The organism is Persicitalea jodogahamensis (assembly GCF_014651615.1).
In the GTDB taxonomy this organism is placed as follows: domain Bacteria; phylum Bacteroidota; class Bacteroidia; order Cytophagales; family Spirosomataceae; genus Persicitalea; species Persicitalea jodogahamensis.
Genome location: NZ_BMXF01000003.1, coordinates 384,733 through 402,878 on the forward strand (window position 1 = coordinate 384,733; position 18,146 = coordinate 402,878).

At 51.4% G+C, this 18,146-nt stretch carries 11 protein-coding genes; 6 read left to right on the top strand and 5 right to left on the bottom strand.

Going from position 1 to position 18,146, the window contains the following annotated elements; translation table 11 throughout:
• Window positions 1-159 precede the first annotated feature (159 nt).
• Together IE117_RS17070 and IE117_RS17075 are read left to right on the top strand one after the other, a co-directional pair.
• Window positions 160-1,689, top strand: coding sequence for a S8 family serine peptidase (locus tag IE117_RS17070; protein WP_189565688.1), 1,530 nt, complete (start codon window positions 160-162; stop codon window positions 1,687-1,689).
• A 30-nt stretch (window positions 1,690-1,719) separates the two neighbouring features.
• The gene (locus IE117_RS17075) at window positions 1,720-2,379 is read left to right on the top strand and encodes an HAD family hydrolase (RefSeq protein WP_189565689.1); all 660 of its coding nucleotides are present in this window, start codon (window positions 1,720-1,722) and stop codon (window positions 2,377-2,379) included.
• A gap of 56 nt (window positions 2,380-2,435) precedes the next feature.
• Here IE117_RS17075 and IE117_RS17080 read toward each other — a convergent pair whose 3' ends face one another.
• The gene (locus IE117_RS17080) at window positions 2,436-5,081 is read right to left on the bottom strand and encodes a DUF7133 domain-containing protein (protein ID WP_189565690.1); all 2,646 of its coding nucleotides are present in this window, start codon (window positions 5,079-5,081) and stop codon (window positions 2,436-2,438) included.
• Window positions 5,082-5,102: 21 nt separating this feature from the next.
• Between IE117_RS17080 and IE117_RS17085 the strand changes: the two genes are divergently transcribed.
• Window positions 5,103-5,771 carry a hypothetical protein gene (locus IE117_RS17085; protein WP_189565691.1) on the top strand — a complete coding sequence of 223 codons (669 nt, stop codon included), beginning with the start codon at window positions 5,103-5,105 and terminating at the stop codon, window positions 5,769-5,771.
• A 122-nt stretch (window positions 5,772-5,893) separates the two neighbouring features.
• On the opposite strand, the gene IE117_RS17090 is transcribed toward IE117_RS17085, so the two are convergent.
• The 3 genes from IE117_RS17090 to tsaD all read right to left on the bottom strand — a co-directional run bounded on the left by IE117_RS17090 (window position 5,894) and on the right by tsaD (window position 9,520).
• Complete coding sequence (locus tag IE117_RS17090) at window positions 5,894-6,397, bottom strand: C40 family peptidase (RefSeq protein WP_189565692.1); 504 nt, start codon at window positions 6,395-6,397, stop codon at window positions 5,894-5,896.
• Window positions 6,398-6,459: 62 nt separating this feature from the next.
• Window positions 6,460-8,463: a heavy metal translocating P-type ATPase gene (locus IE117_RS17095; protein WP_189565693.1), complete on the bottom strand. Its 2,004-nt coding sequence runs from the start codon at window positions 8,461-8,463 to the stop codon at window positions 6,460-6,462.
• A gap of 58 nt (window positions 8,464-8,521) precedes the next feature.
• On the bottom strand, window positions 8,522-9,520 hold the full coding sequence (gene tsaD, locus IE117_RS17100) for a tRNA (adenosine(37)-N6)-threonylcarbamoyltransferase complex transferase subunit TsaD (RefSeq protein ID WP_189565694.1): 999 nt from the start codon (window positions 9,518-9,520) through the stop codon (window positions 8,522-8,524).
• Between the two features lie 74 nt (window positions 9,521-9,594).
• Between tsaD and IE117_RS17105 the strand changes: the two genes are divergently transcribed.
• Window positions 9,595-14,160 carry a translocation/assembly module TamB domain-containing protein gene (locus IE117_RS17105; RefSeq protein ID WP_189565695.1) on the top strand — a complete coding sequence of 1,522 codons (4,566 nt, stop codon included), beginning with the start codon at window positions 9,595-9,597 and terminating at the stop codon, window positions 14,158-14,160.
• Between the two features lie 47 nt (window positions 14,161-14,207).
• Here the strand turns inward: IE117_RS17105 and IE117_RS17110 are convergent, their stop codons facing one another.
• The gene (locus IE117_RS17110) at window positions 14,208-14,645 is read right to left on the bottom strand and encodes a hypothetical protein (protein WP_229581052.1); all 438 of its coding nucleotides are present in this window, start codon (window positions 14,643-14,645) and stop codon (window positions 14,208-14,210) included.
• A gap of 26 nt (window positions 14,646-14,671) precedes the next feature.
• On the opposite strand from IE117_RS17110, the gene IE117_RS17115 reads away from it, so the two are divergent.
• Both IE117_RS17115 and IE117_RS17120 read left to right on the top strand, forming a co-directional pair.
• Window positions 14,672-15,136, top strand: a complete 465-nt coding sequence (locus IE117_RS17115; protein WP_189565697.1) for a DUF2147 domain-containing protein — start codon at window positions 14,672-14,674, stop codon at window positions 15,134-15,136.
• Window positions 15,137-15,315: 179 nt separating this feature from the next.
• Window positions 15,316-18,126, top strand: a complete 2,811-nt coding sequence (locus IE117_RS17120; RefSeq protein WP_189565698.1) for a M16 family metallopeptidase — start codon at window positions 15,316-15,318, stop codon at window positions 18,124-18,126.
• Window positions 18,127-18,146: the final 20 nt, after the last annotated feature.

An 18,146-nucleotide genomic window follows, 5' to 3' on the forward strand; every position in this document is an offset into this window, starting at 1 on the left:
GGGCGGCTCGCCCGTTTGCAGAATGAAAATAAGGTTATGACACTATTAGCTAATAGAGAAGACGGGCTGGCAGCCGAACGCGGCCAGGTCCGTACCACATTTCGTAAAATTACGTTGTATCTTGCCAAAGTTAAAATATTACTAAAAATCCTAGACACAATGCGCATCGCGAAACTGCTGTTGCTACTTCTGATTTTTTCTGCTTCCCTCTCCGCCCAGCCCAAGTACTGGGTATACTTAAAAGATAAAGATGCCACCGCCCGCCCGGCAATTTCGGAAACCACAAAAGAAAACCGCCGATTGGTAGGCTTGCCGCTTTGGGAAGAAACGGATTTGCCCGTAAGGAAAAGTTACCTCGCACAATTGCAGAAGAATAACGTTGAGCCGGTTTATGCCTCACGCTGGCTCAATGCCGTTTCCGCGAAATTAACCTACGAACAAGTTCAGGAGTTAAAAAAACTGGAATTTGTGAAAGAGGTAGTGCCTATGGACGCCGGTTTCATTGTTGCCAGGACACAATCTGATGCAAAACCTGAACTCGCTCCGGTGATGGAGCAGGTACGTTCACAGGCATTTACCAAAGCGAACATTACGGCCAAAGGAGTGACGGTAGGCATCATCGATGCCGGATTTTATGGTGCCGACTCGTCGCACTCGCTGCGGCAGGTTTTTGGCAATAAGCGTATCCTCGGCATTCGGGATTATGTGAAGCCCAATCAGCCCGGCGAGTGGCTTTTCACGACGGCCGAATCTTACTCCGATATGCACGGCACTGAGGTAATGGCCGCCATCGCGGGTCTGGATACGGACGACCAGACACAATACGGCATGGCGCTGAACGCCAAATTCTACCTGGCCCGTACGGACTACTCACTCCGTGAATGGCGCGGTGAGGAGGATAACTGGATCGCGGCGATGGAATGGATGGATAGCCTGGGGGTACGGCTGATCAATACCTCGCTGGGGTACGCGCGTGGCTTCACCGACCCTAACGAAAACTACCTTCCTGAACAAATGGATGGAAAAACGAGTGCCATCAGTAAGGCCGCGCAGATCGCCGTAGACAAAAAGGGCATCCTGCTCGTCGTTTCGGCTGGTAATGAAGGCGAGGACAAAAAGTGGCGCATTATTTCGACGCCCGCTGACGCTCAGGGGGTATTAGCCGTGGGAGCGACCAATCGCAAGCTCTGGAACCGTATCGGGTACAGCAGCATCGGGCCGGAATTTTTGCCCTATCTCAAACCCAACGTATCCTGTTTTTCACTGTATGGTACTTCGCTGTCTGCCCCGGTCATTACGGGTTTTGCGGCTTGTCTGATGGAAGCGAATCCTGCCCTTTCCAACAAGGAGTTAATGTCTTTGATCGAAAAATCGGCGCACCTTTATCCTTACGGCAATAACTATGTGGGGTATGGAGTACCCTCGGCGGAGCGAGCCATGACTCTGGCAAAGGCCCCCTATCTCCCGGCAAAAAGTACCGTGATCAAAACAAAAGGAAAAAAACTCACTGTTCTGGTGTCTACGGAGGAATCATTGCTGGTGGTATATCACAAGAAAAATCAGAAGGACGTCATCTCTCAGGGGGTGGTCAGGGTGCAGGATGGCGAAGTTGCGTTGAAAAAAGAGAGTGGCGAATCCCACACGACCATTGACCTGAAAGATCACGCGATCGAGGTAGTTTGGGAGTAAGGTTTCCCTTTTGTGGATTACCTTTGCGGCATGAAAACAGAATTTGCCGTAATCTTCGATATGGATGGCGTCATCTGCCATACCAACCCGTACCACTCCCGCGCCTTCCGCGCCTTTTTTGCCAAGCGGGGGCTCAATCCCACCGACGGGGAATTTGCCCAGCACATGTTTGGGAAAAGCAACAGCTATATTCTTAAGCATTTCCTGCAACGCGAAATCGTGGGCGAGGAATTCGCACAATTGGAAGATGAGAAAGAGAGCCTGTTCCGGGAACTGTACGAGCCTTACGTAGATCCTATTGCCGGATTTTCTGGGTTCTTGGTGGATTTAAAAAACCACGGTGTTAAAACCGCCGTAGCTACTTCTGCTCCCCGCGCCAACCTTGATTTAATTTCAGGCAAACTGGACCTGCCTTCATCCATAGACTCTTTCATGGCCAGTGAGGATGTTACCAAACACAAACCCGATCCTCAGGTGTATCTCACTTCCGCCGAGCGGCTGGGCATAAAGCCAGAAAATTGCCTCGTGTTTGAAGATTCATTTTCGGGCGTATCGGCGGCAATCAATGCGGGAATGAAGGTAGTTGGGGTACTTAGCTCGCACACTAAGGAAGAACTACCCCCCTGCGATGATTATATCGAGGACTACCGGGAAATGTCTTTTGGGCGGGTGGCGGCGCTGTTTAACTAAACTTCCCGAAAGAAAGGCCACTTAGAACGGCATGACCTTCGGGAAGTCAACATTCGCTACTTCTTCTGCTGGGACAAAAACGTAATCAGCGACGCAAATTCTTCGTACGACAAAGCATTGGCAAGCCCCTCGGGCATCATCGAATTCTCCATCTCCTTCCGCGTCAGAATATCAGAAGCCTTGATGTAGGAAACCTGTCCGGCAATGTCACGCAGCACCAGTTGATCGGCGGACTCTTCCGTGACGAAGCCCATAAATGTTCTGTCGCCCTTGGCGGTAATCATAACCGTCGCGAAGCCCTGAGAAATGGAGGCATTCGGTTTCAGGATGGACTCAGCGATTTGCTGACGGTTCATAATCGAGCCGATTTGGCCCATGAAGGGACCTTTCATGACCTCCCCCTTATCGATGCTGTGACAAGCGACGCATCCCTGCCGGGTAAATAATTTTTTACCCTGAGCCGGATCACCTTTCAGGTCATCCATGGCCAGCATTACATCCTCAATGGAGGCGTCGCCAACCTGACCCTTTCGGCTTTTGATTTTATCCAAATCTACTTTCACTTCCTCCTTCACCCCCGCAACTTCGTATGTGCCGAATTCAGGAATATCCAGTCGAAGTTTGTCATTCAGTGATGTGTAGAACTCCTTATCCGGAGAATTTTTCCATTCTTTCATCAGGAAACTCTTTATTTCGGGCGAGGATTCCCAGGTAACCGTTTTGTAGTATGGGCCGTGCGTGTCGGGACGGGTACTCCACCACCAAGAGCCGTCGTAAGGAGCTTCCTTATGATACAGCCGCGCGAGGGTGCTGAGAATCTGAGTTTTCAGCGCTTTGTCCGTTGCTTTGCCATAGGCACCGATCAATCCGTTCACGGCTTTGGGATCATGCATGTAACGCAACGCCCATAATGCCAAAGTAGAATTTCCCGAACCGACTGCTTTCACACTCGCGTCCACGGCGTCAAGGCTTACCAGCGCCCGCACCGCCAAATGCGGCAATACGATGGCTGAGTTGGGCGTCGCGTGCGGACCTTCGATGTTACCCGTGGGGGCAACAAAAGAGGAGGGTACTTTCACCGACAACAACGCGGGAGCAGCCTCCTTCCGGCCCAACCTGCCCATGCCAATAATCGCTGCTGCCTGAACCCGTGGGGTGCCGTCTTTCAAAGCTTGCGTGAAAGTGGCCAGCGGGACTTTGTCCATAAACTGCTTGCGGTCAGCTAATGCCCGCAGGGCGTACTCGCGCATGGCAGGTTCCGTAGCAAGTTTTGCCAAATTGCTGATTCCGTCAGCCTTGGCGGCCTGAGCGTACGTGTACATCGCGGCCACCCGGACATGATCAGGATTACTTTTATCCGAAGCAATTTTCCAGGCTGCCGCCGTGGTCTGGCTGGCGGGGCGTGTGAGCATTTCCTGTTGGGCTGCCAGCCGCGCCACGCCGCTTTCGGACTTCAAAAGCACGGCCAATTCATTGACCGACAGTTTTCTTACGTCGGGGAAAGCCTTGTATTTCCAATCATTCGGTACGGCTCGTACCACAAAACCCTTATCCGGGTTTCCGGAATACCCCGCCCCATCCCAGGCCGACATATATACGCGGCCCGAGGCGTCGATATCCACGTCGGTAATCTGGGCCAGCTTGACGAATTCTTCCTCCTGTTGTGTATAGCTGGGCCCATCGGGTGTTACACGGTGAATATACAGTTGGCTGCGACCCCAGTCCGACATCATCGGGACATGGTTGTACTTGGCAGGCCAGGTAGGGTCGTCCATGAACAATGCTCCCGTGCCTGAACCGCCGCCGACATCTACCAAAGCAGGTAATATTTCTTCGGTAAAGTGCTTGAAAAGAACGGGGTACCCATACTCTCCTGATTGAATTTGATGGATGAAGCGAACATTCCAGCCGCCACCGTCATTGGTGTTGCCACGCGTAAAAATGTTCATGTAGGGGTCAATGGCTACGTCATAGATATTCCGCAGCCCGTGGGTATACACTTCCATTTCGGTTCCATCCGGCCGGACGCGGAGAATACCGCCGCCCAATTGCGTAAGTTTCTTGCCCGAGCGATCCTCGGCGTCAACAAAACCAAAGTCGCCGACGGCGATATAAATCCAGCCGTCGATACCCATCCTGATACCATTAGTGGAGTGGTCGGTCCCGCGACTTTGCAGGAATTTGGGCGAGCTGATATGCTTAATTAGAGGTTTTGGTGGACCGTCAGCCTTACCGTCCTGGTTTTTATCCTCAAAAACGACCAGATCCATTCCTTCCGCGATACCAGTTTCCTCGCCAAACACGGTATGCAGCACAAAAACCTGATGACCCTGGGCAATGATACCGCGTGGGTTGTCCATCATGGCGAAGGTACTGTGGCGATCCAGTTTTCCGTCATTGTCAGTGTCTTCCAATTTCATGATGCTGCCCTGACCTGGCTTCTTGCCTAAGGAACCGATCATGTCCACGCCGACAAAAACTTCACCCGTGGGCGCCACCGCGAGGCAGGCCGGGCTGGGCGTAATGTTGGGGCTGGAGAAATTGGTAATCGTAATTTCGGCGGGCCATTTGGCGGCATTGGGCAGGGAGTCTGCAACCGAAACTCGTGCGTACTTACCGGAGGTAGGTACTTGCGTCGGGCCTAAATTATTCCAATACAGGAAAACGAAGGCGAAAAACAGACTGAGAAAGACTTTATGCATGGGTATCGAGAACTAAATATATTGAAAGAAAAAAAATGCTGTTTGCTTTGCACTGATTACAAAAGAAAATCTGAGGCAAAACTACCGTTTGGATTCACCATGAAAATTCCTCTATTGTTGCTGGTTTTTCTATTGACTTGTATGGCTTGCTCTAAGCGGCCTATTTTGCCCTTTGCAGAATATAACGTTTCAAGTATGCTCAATGATTCGATCTGGTTTGCTACCGGAGAAGCAGTTGAGCAAACTGATACATTAGCCAAACCTTGCATCTCACACAGATTCGATCTTTTCATTAAGACTGATATTCCTTACCCTGGGTTTCTGGGTAAAGGTTTTATTCAAGATTCAATAACGGGGTGCACTGGAGAATGTCGGCCAAGCCAAATGTTGACTATTTTCAATATCCCGATCAAGAAAGGAAAATTCCAAATAACCAGGTTGAGTCGTTGCGGCCTGCCATTCACAAACTACCTATATTTTTGGAGCGGATACTCGGGTGGCTTAGTTAGAGCGTTCTTTCTTGAAGATCGAAAGGCAGGATGGGTGCGCGTAAAACGTTACGATTCTAAAACCGGATTGGTCGAAGGGCGTTTTAAAGGTACTTTTGCGGATAGTACCGGACGGTTGGCGCGGTTTGAGCGTGGGGCATTTCAAGTCGTGGTAAAGCAGCGCAAAATTGTCAATCAGTAAACAACTTCCCGAACCGATGGTCCAAATGACACCTCAGTCTGACGCTTATTACGACGGATTGCCTTTGTCCAATTTTGCACATCTGCACATGCTTAATATAGGCCATCAGGAATCCTTACTTATTAAAGCACGCGGATTACCTTCACAAAGCGCCTTTCGTAATGGCCCGAAAGTGGCGTAATGACGACGGAATACTTCTTGCCCGAAGTAGAATGAATGAATTTGATTCCGTCCTGGTCATTCTTTGTAACGATCCCCAAATGTCCGATCTGTTGGCTGTCAGGACTGGTTCCCGTAAAAAGCACGATGTCGCCCGGCATCGCCTCCGTCACCGGGATGGTAGGGCCAGCGTCCTTAAAGTTGACCGAGCTGCGCGGAACCTCCACTCCAAAGCTACCATATACATGATTGACGAAGCCCGAGCAATCGAAGCCTACTTTCGGATCGCTCGCAGCGTATTTGTAAGGAACCCCACGAAGTGTTTTGGCGTATTTGACGATTTTCTGGGATAGGGTGGGTTCCTGCGTTTCGGAAGTTTCAGCGGGTGGTTGAGCGTCAGAATCAGCTGATTGCTGATGACAACCAGAGAAGATGTGCAGCAACAAAAGGAAAGCAGTAAATTTCATGATCAGGGTATTGAATGGTTTCTGAGGGAGCATCGCCTTACCGTCCTTTTTGCGTTGTCTCCTTAGTCAAACTTCAAATTCTGTACGCGCACAGCGTTGAGGATGGCCAGTAGTGCCACGCCAACATCCGCAAAAACGGCCTCCCACATGGTAGCGATGCCACCCGCGCCCAAAATGAGCACGATCGCTTTCACGCCCATCGCCAGGCCGATGTTCTGCCATACGATGCGGCGTGTAGCGCGGCCAATCGCGATGGCTGTCGCGATTTTGGCGGGTTCGTCGTTTTGGATGATTACGTCGGCGGTTTCAATGGTGGCGTCGGAGCCTAAGCCGCCCATGGCCATACCTACGTCGGCCAATGCCACCACCGGGGCATCGTTGACGCCATCGCCAACGAAGGCCAGCTTCGCTTTGGGGCTTTCGGCCAGCGATTTTTGCAGCCGCTCCACCTGCGTTACTTTGTCTTCGGGCAGCAGGTCGCCGTGCCATTCATCCACGCCCACTGCCCGGCCCACTTCCTCCACCACCGCCGACTTGTCGCCCGAAAGCATAACGGTGCGGATGCCTTCGCTCTTCAATCGTTTTATGACTTCCGCCGCATCTGATTTGATCTCGTCAGCAATGGTGAAGTACCCGGAAAACTTCCCGTCCAGCGCGGTCATGACGATTGTGTAGGGAATTTTGGTCAGGGCTTCATCGAATTCAACACCGAATTTTTGAAGTAGTTTGGCGTTACCCACCAGCATTGTCCGGCCTTCCACAGTTCCTTTCAAACCGTGACCAGGAATTTCTTCGACGTTTTCAACTGAAAAAGTTTCGTATTCCTTTTCCTTCTGTTCTTCCCAAATTTCTCCCCCTCGTCCGGCGTATTCAATAATAGCGGTGGCGATCGGGTGGGTCGATTTGGTTTCCAGCGCGGCAGTTAGCTGGGCGAGCTGCTTAGGTTCAATGCCGATTGCCTGCACATCCTGTACCGCGAAGACCCCTTTGGTCATTGTGCCCGTCTTGTCCATCACGACGGTTTTTAGCTGGGTCAGCAAATCCAGGAAAACCGATCCTTTCACGAGAATACCATGCCGCGAAGCCGCCCCGATGCCACCAAAGTACCCCAGCGGAATGGAAATGACTAAGGCGCACGGACAGCCGATAACCAAGAATACGAGTCCGCGGTAGAGCCAGTCGCGAAAAACGTAGTCATCCACAAAAAAGTAAGGAAGCAGGGTAATCAGTACCGCCAGAGCACAGATGATGGGCGTGTAGATTTTGGCGAAGCGGGCGATGAATTCCTGCGTTTGGGCTTTGCGGCCCGTGGCTTCCTGCACGAGTTTGAGGATGCGCGACAGCTTGGAATCCTGAAAGGGGGTAGTTACTTCCATCTCTACCAGCGACTGGCGGTTGATCATCCCGGCCAGCACAGCCTCGCCGCGCCTGATGGTGCGCGGCACGCTCTCTCCCGTGAGGGCTGCTGTGTCGAATGATCCGCTATCATAGCGCATGATGCCATCCAGCCCCACTTTTTCGCCCGGCTTAACCTGAACCATTTCCCCCACTTGTACCTGAGCAGCCTTAACAACCTGGTACTTCCCGTCGCGCACCACAGTAACTTCGTCGGGACGAACGTCGAGCAGCGCCTTGATCGAGCGCCTGGCCCGCAATACGGCAGATTCCTGAAACAACTCGCCAATGGTATAGAAAAGCATGACGGCTACCCCTTCGGGGTATTCGCGAATGGCGAAAGCACCCAAAGTGGCTATGCCCATCAGAAAAAATTCGGTGAAAACATCTTTATGTAGTATCCGGCTCCAGGCCCGGCGCAACACGGGCCAGCCGACGGGCAGGTAGGCCGCGGCATACAGCAGAAATCGCCACGGATCAGCGAACCAGGCCGCTCCGAACTGATCCAAAGCAATTCCCACCAGTAAAAGTACCAGACTGGTAAAAACCGGCAGGTATTCCCGCCAGGGTTGGACGGGCGTCTTTTTATGGGCCAGCGCTTCGGCCGCGGGCGTGATGCCTTGCTCGATTATTTCAACGTCTCCATGGGAGTGATCGTGGTCGTGAGCCATTTGTTTAATGCTAGGGGAATATACGGTGATACGAAGGGAAAGCAGATCATCGCTAAAATTACCATTCCATCCGCGCCAGCGGACTCACAGTCTGGTCTGTAAAATCCTCTGCCAGGTACTTAAAGTGCGCGGCCATCGCGATCATGGCGGCGTTGTCTGTACAGTACTCGAAGCGGGGAATATACACTTGCCAACCTTCCTTTTGGCCCACTTCTCCCAGGGTTTTTCTCAATCCCGAGTTTGCCGAAACACCACCGGCGATGGCTACCTCCCGAATTCCCGTTTGCCGGGTGGCTTTGGTAAGCTTCTTTAATAAAATCTTGATCAGGGTGTGTTGAATGCTGGCGCAAATATCCGTGAGGTTCTCTTTTACGAAATCGGGGTTTTGCCTGATTTGTTTTTGTAAAAAGTACATGATTGAAGTCTTGATCCCACTGAACGAAAAATTCAAATCCGGCACATCGGGAATCGGGAAATCGTACGCCATGGGATTGCCTTCCTTAGCGTACTTGTCAATTAAGGGACCGCCAGGGTAGGGCAGGCCCAGCAGCTTGGCCGATTTGTCGAAGGCTTCGCCCACAGCATCGTCCAGCGTCTGGCCGATGATCTCCATTTCAAGGGGGCTGTTCACCCGCACGATTTGGGTATGGCCGCCGCTGACGGTCAGGCAGAGGAAGGGAAAGGAGGGCCGTGGCTCCTCGATGAAATGCGCCAGTACGTGGGCCTGCATATGGTTGACCTCGATCAGCGGAATAGCAAGGCCCAGGGCCATCGCCTTGGCGAAAGAGGTTCCTACCAGCAATGCGCCCATTAGGCCCGGTCCACGCGTGAAGGCGATGGCTTGCAGCGCATTTTTCGCTATTTTTGCGTCCTTCAAGGCTTTTTCGACCACCGGCAGAATCATCTGCTGATGGGCGCGCGAGGCTAATTCCGGCACCACGCCGCCATACTGTTCGTGAATGAGTTGCGTGGTGACAACATTGGAGCGAATTTTGCCGTTTGAAATTACAGACGCCGAGGTTTCGTCGCAGGATGATTCTATGGCCAGAATATTCATGTAAAGCGGGAAGATTTACCCAAAAGTAGTTAAATTAACGCAAGGCCGACGAGAGCCCACCCCCAAAAACGTACATGCTGAACGTACTCAGGAATATTGGTAATGGCCTTGTAATGGTCTTGATACTGGCGCTTTTCGCGCTCGGTGTCACGACCATCGCCTTCCAGTTTCCTGCCGTACAGACCTGGGCTACGCAGCGGGTGGTGCGTGAACTCTCGGGCCGGATGGGGTACCCGCTCTCGGTTCAGAAGATCAACGTTAAGTGGTTCGATGTCATTTCATTAGAAGGGGTCTCGATCAAAGATGCTGACAACCGGCAGATGATCGACGTGGCCAGACTTGATATTAATTTCGACATAGAAAACATTCTTGAAAACTTCGCCCACGAAATTCATCTGGATGAAGTGAATGTTTATCGTCCCGAGGTGCGGCTGGTGAAGACCAGTACGGGCGATACGAACATGGACCTGTTCATTGCGCGCATCAACGAAATGGCCAACTCGGGCGACACCACCGGCTATGTGCCCGATCAGAATATCCCCTTCACAATCGGTAAGGCTACTCTAACGGAAGGTGCGTTTCACTATGACGACCCGCGCGAACCTTACAACAAAAAAAACAGTGTTTTCGATTATTACCACTTTGAACTGCGGCATCTGAGCGCTCAGTTGCAGGATTTTCTGGTCCTTGGGGATACCATAAAATTCGTCGCCAATGACCTGACGACGATCGACCGCCAGTCTGCGCTGAAGGTACATGATCTTGACACGCGCTTCATGTATTGCGCCAAGAAGACCGAACTTGCTGAGTTGAGTGCCTACATTGGCGGATCATATCTGACCAACTACCTCAGTTTCAATTACGACCATCCCTCGGCCTTTGGCGACTTTAACGAAGAAGTGCGGATGATAGCGCACTTCCGCGATAGCCGGGTGTATTCCGATGACCTTGGTCTTTTTCAGGAATATCTGTTGACCCTTACCGAAACCTGGCGCGTTTCGGGTGACTTTGACGGGACAGTGCACGACTTTCGGGTGAACAACACCAACCTGAGGTTTGGCAAAGGGAGCCGATTGGCGGGAGAGTTCGGATTTAAAGGTCTGCCGGAATTCAGCCGCACCACCATGGATTTCAAGCTGGTGAGCTCACGGATCGAAACCAACGATCTTGTGCAATACTACCCCGAAACTGATCTGCACGAAACTTTCAAGAAGTTTGGGCTGGTTGCCATCGATGGTACATTCCGGGGGACGGCGGTGGACTTTGATCTGAAAAGCCGAGTCCGGACCGAAATCGGGCAACTGGACACCGACATGGCTTTTCACATCGCCGACCGCTACACATCCACGTACGACGGTCTGCTCAAGACGGCTGATCTGGATCTGGGAGTACTTTTTGAGGAACCGGAAAAATTCCAAAAGCTCGACTTCTCGGGTAAGGTCATTGGTAAGGGGTTCGATATTTCCACGGCCTCGGCCAACCTGGATGCTACGGTCAACCGGCTCGGGTTCCGGAACTATGATTACCGGAATGTACAGATGCGGGGTAACCTGCAGAAAGCCTACTTTAACGGACAAGTCAGTTCCCGTGACGACAACCTGACCTTTATCCTTGACGGAGAAATCGACCTTTCCAATCCTAAAAATCGTTTTGACTTCCAGGGAATCCTGGTGAAGGCTAACCTCAAGGAGTTGGGCTTTTCACGGCAGCCCCTCACCATAGGTACCCGGATTGACGTTCAGGTGGAAGGAAATACAGGGGATGAATTAGTGGGCCGCGCTTTTTTTCAGAACACGTCATTACAAACTCCGGAGAATCAGCGTTCGCTTCTGCTGGATAGCTTGCTGATAACTTCTTCCCAGATTTCCAGTGAACGGACCATCGATGTCCAGAGCGATGTTCTGACGGCTTCTCTGAACGGTGATTTCTTGTTGAGTGAGGCAGCCGATGACCTGAATCGGCTGCTTACAGAATATCAACTCTATTTTATGAGGGACCAGGCGGAACGGGATAACTACTACGCCAGGAAAACGGTGACTATTCAGCCGCGGGTATACACGATTAACTACGAGGTAGATGGTCATAACCTGACTCCACTACTGGATTTTCTGCGCCCCGATGTCTACGTTTCACCCAATAGCAAGGTTGAAGGGGTGTTGCGCATGGGCAATACGGCCTTTATCACGCTCAATGCACAGGCCGATACGGTCCGGGTGCAGGATTCTCGGTTTGTGGGCAACGAGTTGGATGTCACGACCTCTAAATTTGTAAATAATGCCGAAGTGCTTGCCTCGGCTCTGGTGACGTCCAGAGAGCACAAGATCAGTGTTTTGACACCCACAGAACGGCTAAGTATCGAAGCGGCCTGGGATGAAGATCATATCCATTTCACCAGCGATATTCACCAGACCAAGAGCACAAATGAAGCTAATCTGAACGGCGACATCAGTTTTGTTCCCTCAGGCCTGAACCTGCATCTGACCAAGTCAAATCTTGTTCTTCTGGATGAGGTATGGGAAGTGAACCCCAACAACCTTGTATCGGTTATCAACCAAAAAACCAGGTTTGAAAATCTGGCCCTTGCCCATGACAATCAGCGGGTTTCGCTGGATGGTGAAATGTATGCCGATTCCAGCCGCAACCTTTCATTTGAAATCGATAATCTGCAATTGGGCACGCTCAATCCGGTACTTGAGACAAAATTGGGGGGTACTATGGAGGGGGCCGCTACCCTGCGCGACCGCAAGAACCTGAGCGAGGTAAACGGTCATTTTAGTGTCACTGGCCTGAGTTACGATGGCACCGATCTGGGAAACATGAGCGGAAGGGGCGAGTGGGATGAAATGATTGAGCAATTCAATCTCGAAGTGCATCTGGACCGCAATCAATCGAGGGTCTTTGCCGTCAATGGTACTTTCAATCCCGAGAAAACGGAGAATTCCCTCAATTTGAGAGCCATTTTTGACCGCTCCGACCTGAAAATGATAGAGCCTTTCAGTCAGGAACTGGTGAGCGACGTCAGCGGTCGGGTCGCCGGATCATTGGCAATCAGCGGCACCCCCAAGCATCCGGTAGTGAAAGGTCAGGTCAAGGTGGAGGACGGAAAATTAAAGATCGACTACCTGCAGTCGGTTTTGTCATTCAGCGATGAGATCACTTTTAGCGAAACCGGGATTTCGGCGCAGAATATGGAAGTGAGGGATGAAGAAGGGAACATAGCCTCAGTAAGCGGGGGTGTTCGCCACGAGGGATTCCGTGATTTTTCGCTGGGGTTTGACGCCGATATGCGCAATTTCAAAATCCTGAACACCACGGAAAACGATAATGATTTATTCTATGGTACCGCGTACGTTACAGGGAAGGCCGGCTTGTCGGGTCCGATCGACAACCTCAACATTGAAGCCAACGTTACGAGCAACAAAGGTACCCGGATGTATATCCCGCTTGACGGGCCAACCGAAGTGGCGACCCAGGAGTACATTCAATTCGTAAGTCAAAAGATAATCGAGGATAGTCTTGAAGCGCAAGGTGTGGCCCGCAGGGGAGGTAGTATCGGCGGCGTTAAGATGGATTTTAATTTCAATATCACGCCCGACGCTTACTGCGAGATCCAGCTCGATCGCCAGGCCGGCGATATTATCAAAGCGTATGGAAGGGGCCTGCTGAACATGAAAGTCGATACCAAGGGCGACTTTACAATGACCGGAAACTACGAGATCGATCGGGGAGACTACACCTTTACTTTTCAGAACGCTCTGAATAAAAAATTCACGATAAACCCCGGCAGTCGCATCACCTGGTCGGGTGATCCGTACGATGCCCTGCTGAATGTTCAGGCCAGCTACACCCAGATGGCCTCCCTGGCTGTATTACCCGAACTCTCTGTCCTGAGCAACGCTACAGGGAATAGCAGCGAATTATCGCGCCGCTATCCCGTCGAAGTTACCATTACGCTTACTGATCGGTTGATGACACCGACGATTGCCTACAATCTTGAAGTGAAGCAATACCCTTCTTCCGGTGAGTATCGCTCGGCGGTGGCGGCTTTCGAAAATCGCCTGCGCAGCAACGAACAGGAATTGAGCCGTCAGGTCAGTAGCCTGATTTTATTCAACCAGCTACTGAGTCCGCAGGACGCCCTACTGGGCGAAGCCAATCAGGGGGCTACTCTGCTGGGTAACAGCGTGAGCGAGCTGGTGTCCAACCAGATCAGCCGCTGGGCGTCGGCTCTGGACGAGAACCTGGAAGTGGGCGTATCAGGCTTATCGCTTGACCAAAGTACCCTGACCAATCTTCAGTTGCGGCTTTCCTACCGCTTTTTGAATGATCGCTTCCGTATCACACGCGATGGGCGCTTTGCCTATGGTACTTCGCAGGCTGGTGCCACCCAGTTTAATGCCACAAGTTTGCTGGGAGAGTGGACTCTGGAATACTGGCTGGCCCAGAGCGGTAATGTCCGCCTGAAAGCCTACAACCGGAATATTCAGAATGCCCTTTTGTTGAACAATGCTATCACTACCGGCGGCGTGAGCATGCAATTCACCCACAGCTTCAATCGCTTCAAACCACTGCCTAAGCCAGAGATTAATTTTCCGAACGAGAATCCGGAACCCGCTTCGCGATTGACATCGGAGCGGTAATCAATGCTGCGAGATAGGTTTTTCTAACTCATCACGCAGTACTTTTTTTAATCTCCCCGATATTTAATTGCCAGCCCTTTCATGGTATACCCCTCCATGGTAGCAGAGGTATAGTATTGGTAATTCACCTTCATGATAGCGTCCGCGCCAAGTTTTTGCGCTTTCAGCACAAGACGTGCGGTGAGCAAGTCCTTGGTTTGGGCATCGTTGCCCCGGCTTGTCATCCGGGTGTTGTCAGCCTTTTGCTTAGCACTGAGCGTGTCGTCCTGGCTGATCGCCACCCACTCGATTTCAGAATAAGGACGATCGGGCGTCTGGTTCTCCATGAATACGTCGATGGGGTAAACGGTACCCGTGGATATCGGGATACTGGGCCGGAAACAGGCCACCATCAAAAGGAACAATAGCGCCACACAAGCGCCACTAACTGCTTTACTGCGTACCATATCGTACTTTCTTTTCGTTTGGTTTTTTGAAAAATCCAATTGTTATCTGTTAATAATGAGTGCTTGTGGAAACTAGAAAACAAAACTACTATATCATTTCAACGCTGATTTGCGTCACTATCGCATCTTTCTCATTCATTCCGGCCGACAATCCTGATGCGATAGTGGGTACCTGGCTAACCGGTGGCAAAAATGGCAAAATTCAAATTTATAAAGAAGGCCATAAGTATTGTGGAAAGCTCGTCTGGATGGATATGCCCAACGATCCCCAGACAAAACGTCCGAAAGTTGACAATAATAATCCCGACCCCCAAAAAAGAAATCAGCCGCTGCTTGGCCTCGAGTTGCTGCGTGATTTTCGCTACGATGGTGAAAATGTCTGGGATAGCGGAAAAATATATGATCCTGAAAGTGGGAAGGTATATAGCTGCAAAATGACCTTGCGCGGTAACAATACGCTCGAAGTCAGGGGATATGTAGGTATTTCTCTCATCGGACGAACTGAAACCTGGCAACGGGTCAAACAATAACAAAGCGAGTCATGACGGGACTTCCTCAAGCGACCGGCTCCTCGGTGGTTGAATAGTGAGATCAGGTATTGGTCTCACTCATAGTCGGGCATTGCCGTTTGTCACTAAGCATTTGTCATCCACTGAACCACTTGCTATTTTTATAACCAAAATCGACAAAACAACCTAATTCCCAATCTATGTACCTAGCTAAATTTACATGTAAAACTTTGCGGCTCGCGCTTGGGGCTGGTTTATTGGCCTTTATCGCTGCACCCCATGCGCAGGCTCAGGACGTGCCCAAGGGTATGAAGAAAATTACTTCTGTGGAGGGTATTACTGAATACCAGATGGACAACGGGCTAAAAGTCCTGATGTTTCCTGACCCGTCCAAACCGACCGCTACCGTTAACATCACCTATTTGGTAGGTTCAAGACATGAAGGGTATGGAGAGACTGGAATGGCGCACTTGCTTGAACACATGGTATTCAAAGGAACGCCAGGCCACCCCAATATCCCCCAGGAACTTACCGAGCACGGTGCCCGGCCAAATGGCACCACCTGGTACGACCGTACGAACTACTTCGAAACCTTCTCGGCCACGGATGAAAACCTGAAATGGGCGCTCGACCTCGAAGCTGACCGCATGGTGAATTCATATATAGCCAAGAAAGACCTTGAGAGTGAGTTTAGCGTAGTGCGGAACGAGTTCGAGTCGGGTGAAAACAGCCCCTTTCGCGTGCTGTTGCAGCGGGTAGCTTCAGCCGCTTTCGAGTGGCACAACTACGGCAAAACTACCATCGGCAACCGTTCCGATATCGAAAATGTACCCATTGAAAATTTGAAAGCCTTTTATCAGAAATATTACCAGCCCGATAACGCCGTACTGATGGTGTCCGGTAAAATCGATGAGGGCAAAACGTTGGCTCTGATTCAGGAAAAGTTTGGCAAGATCCCGAAGCCTACCCGCCAACTACCCGTGAGCTACACCGTGGAACCCGTACAGGATGGCGAACGCAATACGGTCGTGCGCCGCACGGGCGATGTACAGATGGTCGCCTGCGCCTACCACATCATGCCCGGCTCGCACCCCGACTACCCCGCAATGGATGTGCTGGTGGAAGTGCTGACTGCCGAACCCAATGGAAAACTGTACAAAAATCTTGTGGACACCAAAAAAGCATCGAGTCAGTATGGCTTTGGATTTGCCCTGCATGATCCCGGCTTTGTCTATTTCGGAGCCGAGGTACTGAAGGAAAATTCGTTGGAAGAAGCCCGTGCCGCTATGCTGGCCACGCTGGATTCCGCCGCAATGAAGAAGCCTTCGGGCGAAGATGTGGAGCGTGCCAAAGCGGCCATATTGAAAAACTGGGATTTGCAATTCCGTAGTTCGGAGCGCGTAGGGTTGGGGATCAGTGAGTACATCGCAGAGGGCGACTGGCGGCTGGCTTATCTCTTTCGCGACAATGTAAGGAAGGTAACCGCTGATGATGTGTTCCGGGTGGCCCAGCAGTATTTGAAGCCTTCCAACCGCACCGTGGGTACTTTCATTCCTACCGCCAAGCCCGACCGCACCGAGGTTCCGGAAGCACCTGATGTGGCTGCGCTTGTAAAGGATTATAAAGGTGAGGCTGCCATGGCGCAGGGAGAGGCATTTGATCCCTCTCCTGAAAATATTGAGACGCGCACTACCCGCATCGAAAAGCCAAACACTATCGAAATCGCCTTGCTACCCAAGCAAACGCGCGGAAACGTGGTCGCTGCCCGCATGACCCTCCGCCTGGGGGATGAAAAGAGTCTGATGAAAAAAGGTACTATTGCCAGCCTGACTGCTTCAATGCTGAACAAAGGAACCAAGGACAAGACTCGTCAGGAAATCAAAGATGAGTTTGACCGACTGAACGCCCGTGTGAATTTCTTCGGTGGTAACAATCAGGCAGGGGTGAATATCGAAACTACCCGCGAAAATCTGCCCGCTGTGATGAAGCTGGTGGCCGATGTACTGAAAAATCCGTCGTTTGAAGCCAGCGAATTTGAAAAATTGAAGCAGGAAGAATTGGCGCAAATCGAAGCGCAGCGTAGCGAGCCGCAGGCCATTGCCATCAACGAGTACCGTCGGATAACGTCTCCCTATCCAAAGGGAGACATTCGCTACGTAGCGACTTTCGACGAAGACGTGGCCGATCTTAAGGCTGCCACTATCGACCAGGTGAAGGAGTTTTACAAAGATTTCTACGGGGCCAACAATGCCTCCATCGCCGTGGTAGGAGATTTTGATAAAGATGAGGTTCAGAAAATCATCGACAACCAGTTTGGTTCATGGAAAAGTGCCAAACCCTTTACCCGCATTGCATCGCCTTACCAGGCGGTAAAGCCTCAGAATAAATCCTTTGAAACACCGGACAAAGCAAACTCAATGTTTGTGGCGGGACTGAATATGCCACTGCAAGACAGCGACCCTGACTATCCGGCGCTGGTAATGGCCAACTTTATGCTTGGCGGTGGCTTTATCAACTCGCGCCTGGCCACCCGCATTCGTCAGAAAGAAGGTTTGAGTTACGGTGTAGGTTCGCAGTTCAACGCTAGCTCGCTGGATAAAAACGGTAGTTTCCTGGCTTATGCCATCTACGCGCCGCAGAACGCCGAGAAACTGGAACAGGCCTTCAAGGAAGAAATTGAAAAGGCCGTGAAGGAGGGCTTTACGGCCGATGAGCTGAAGGCGGCCAAATCGGGCTATCTGCAGCAGCGGCAGGTTAGCCGGGCTCAGGACGCCTCCTTGGCCGGAACGCTCAGCAACAACTTGTACCTTGATCGCACGATGGATTGGGACGCTGACTTCGAGAAAAAAATTGAAGCCCTTACACCCGCCGACGTGAAAGCCGCCGCTGCCAAGTACATCGACTACGATAAAATCACGGTCATTAAAGCCGGAGATTTTGAGAAAGCGCGGAAGGAACAGCCCAAAACGGACAATTCGCCGGCTTCAATGGGCGGCAACCCTAAAAAATAACCAATAGCCAAACGTGACGA

Excerpts from the sequence above, each read along its gene's own strand:
- IE117_RS17070 (WP_189565688.1), top strand. The coding sequence starts at position 160 with ATGCGCATCGCGAAACTGCTGTTGCTACTTCTGATTTTTTCTGCTTCC.
- IE117_RS17075 (WP_189565689.1), top strand. The coding sequence starts at position 1,720 with ATGAAAACAGAATTTGCCGTAATCTTCGATATGGATGGCGTCATCTGC.
- IE117_RS17080 (WP_189565690.1), bottom strand. The coding sequence starts at position 5,081 with ATGCATAAAGTCTTTCTCAGTCTGTTTTTCGCCTTCGTTTTCCTGTAT.
- IE117_RS17090 (WP_189565692.1), bottom strand. The coding sequence starts at position 6,397 with ATGAAATTTACTGCTTTCCTTTTGTTGCTGCACATCTTCTCTGGTTGT.
- IE117_RS17095 (WP_189565693.1), bottom strand. The coding sequence starts at position 8,463 with ATGGCTCACGACCACGATCACTCCCATGGAGACGTTGAAATAATCGAG.
- tsaD (WP_189565694.1), bottom strand. The coding sequence starts at position 9,520 with ATGAATATTCTGGCCATAGAATCATCCTGCGACGAAACCTCGGCGTCT.
- IE117_RS17105 (WP_189565695.1), top strand. The coding sequence starts at position 9,595 with ATGCTGAACGTACTCAGGAATATTGGTAATGGCCTTGTAATGGTCTTG.
- IE117_RS17120 (WP_189565698.1), top strand. The coding sequence starts at position 15,316 with ATGTACCTAGCTAAATTTACATGTAAAACTTTGCGGCTCGCGCTTGGG.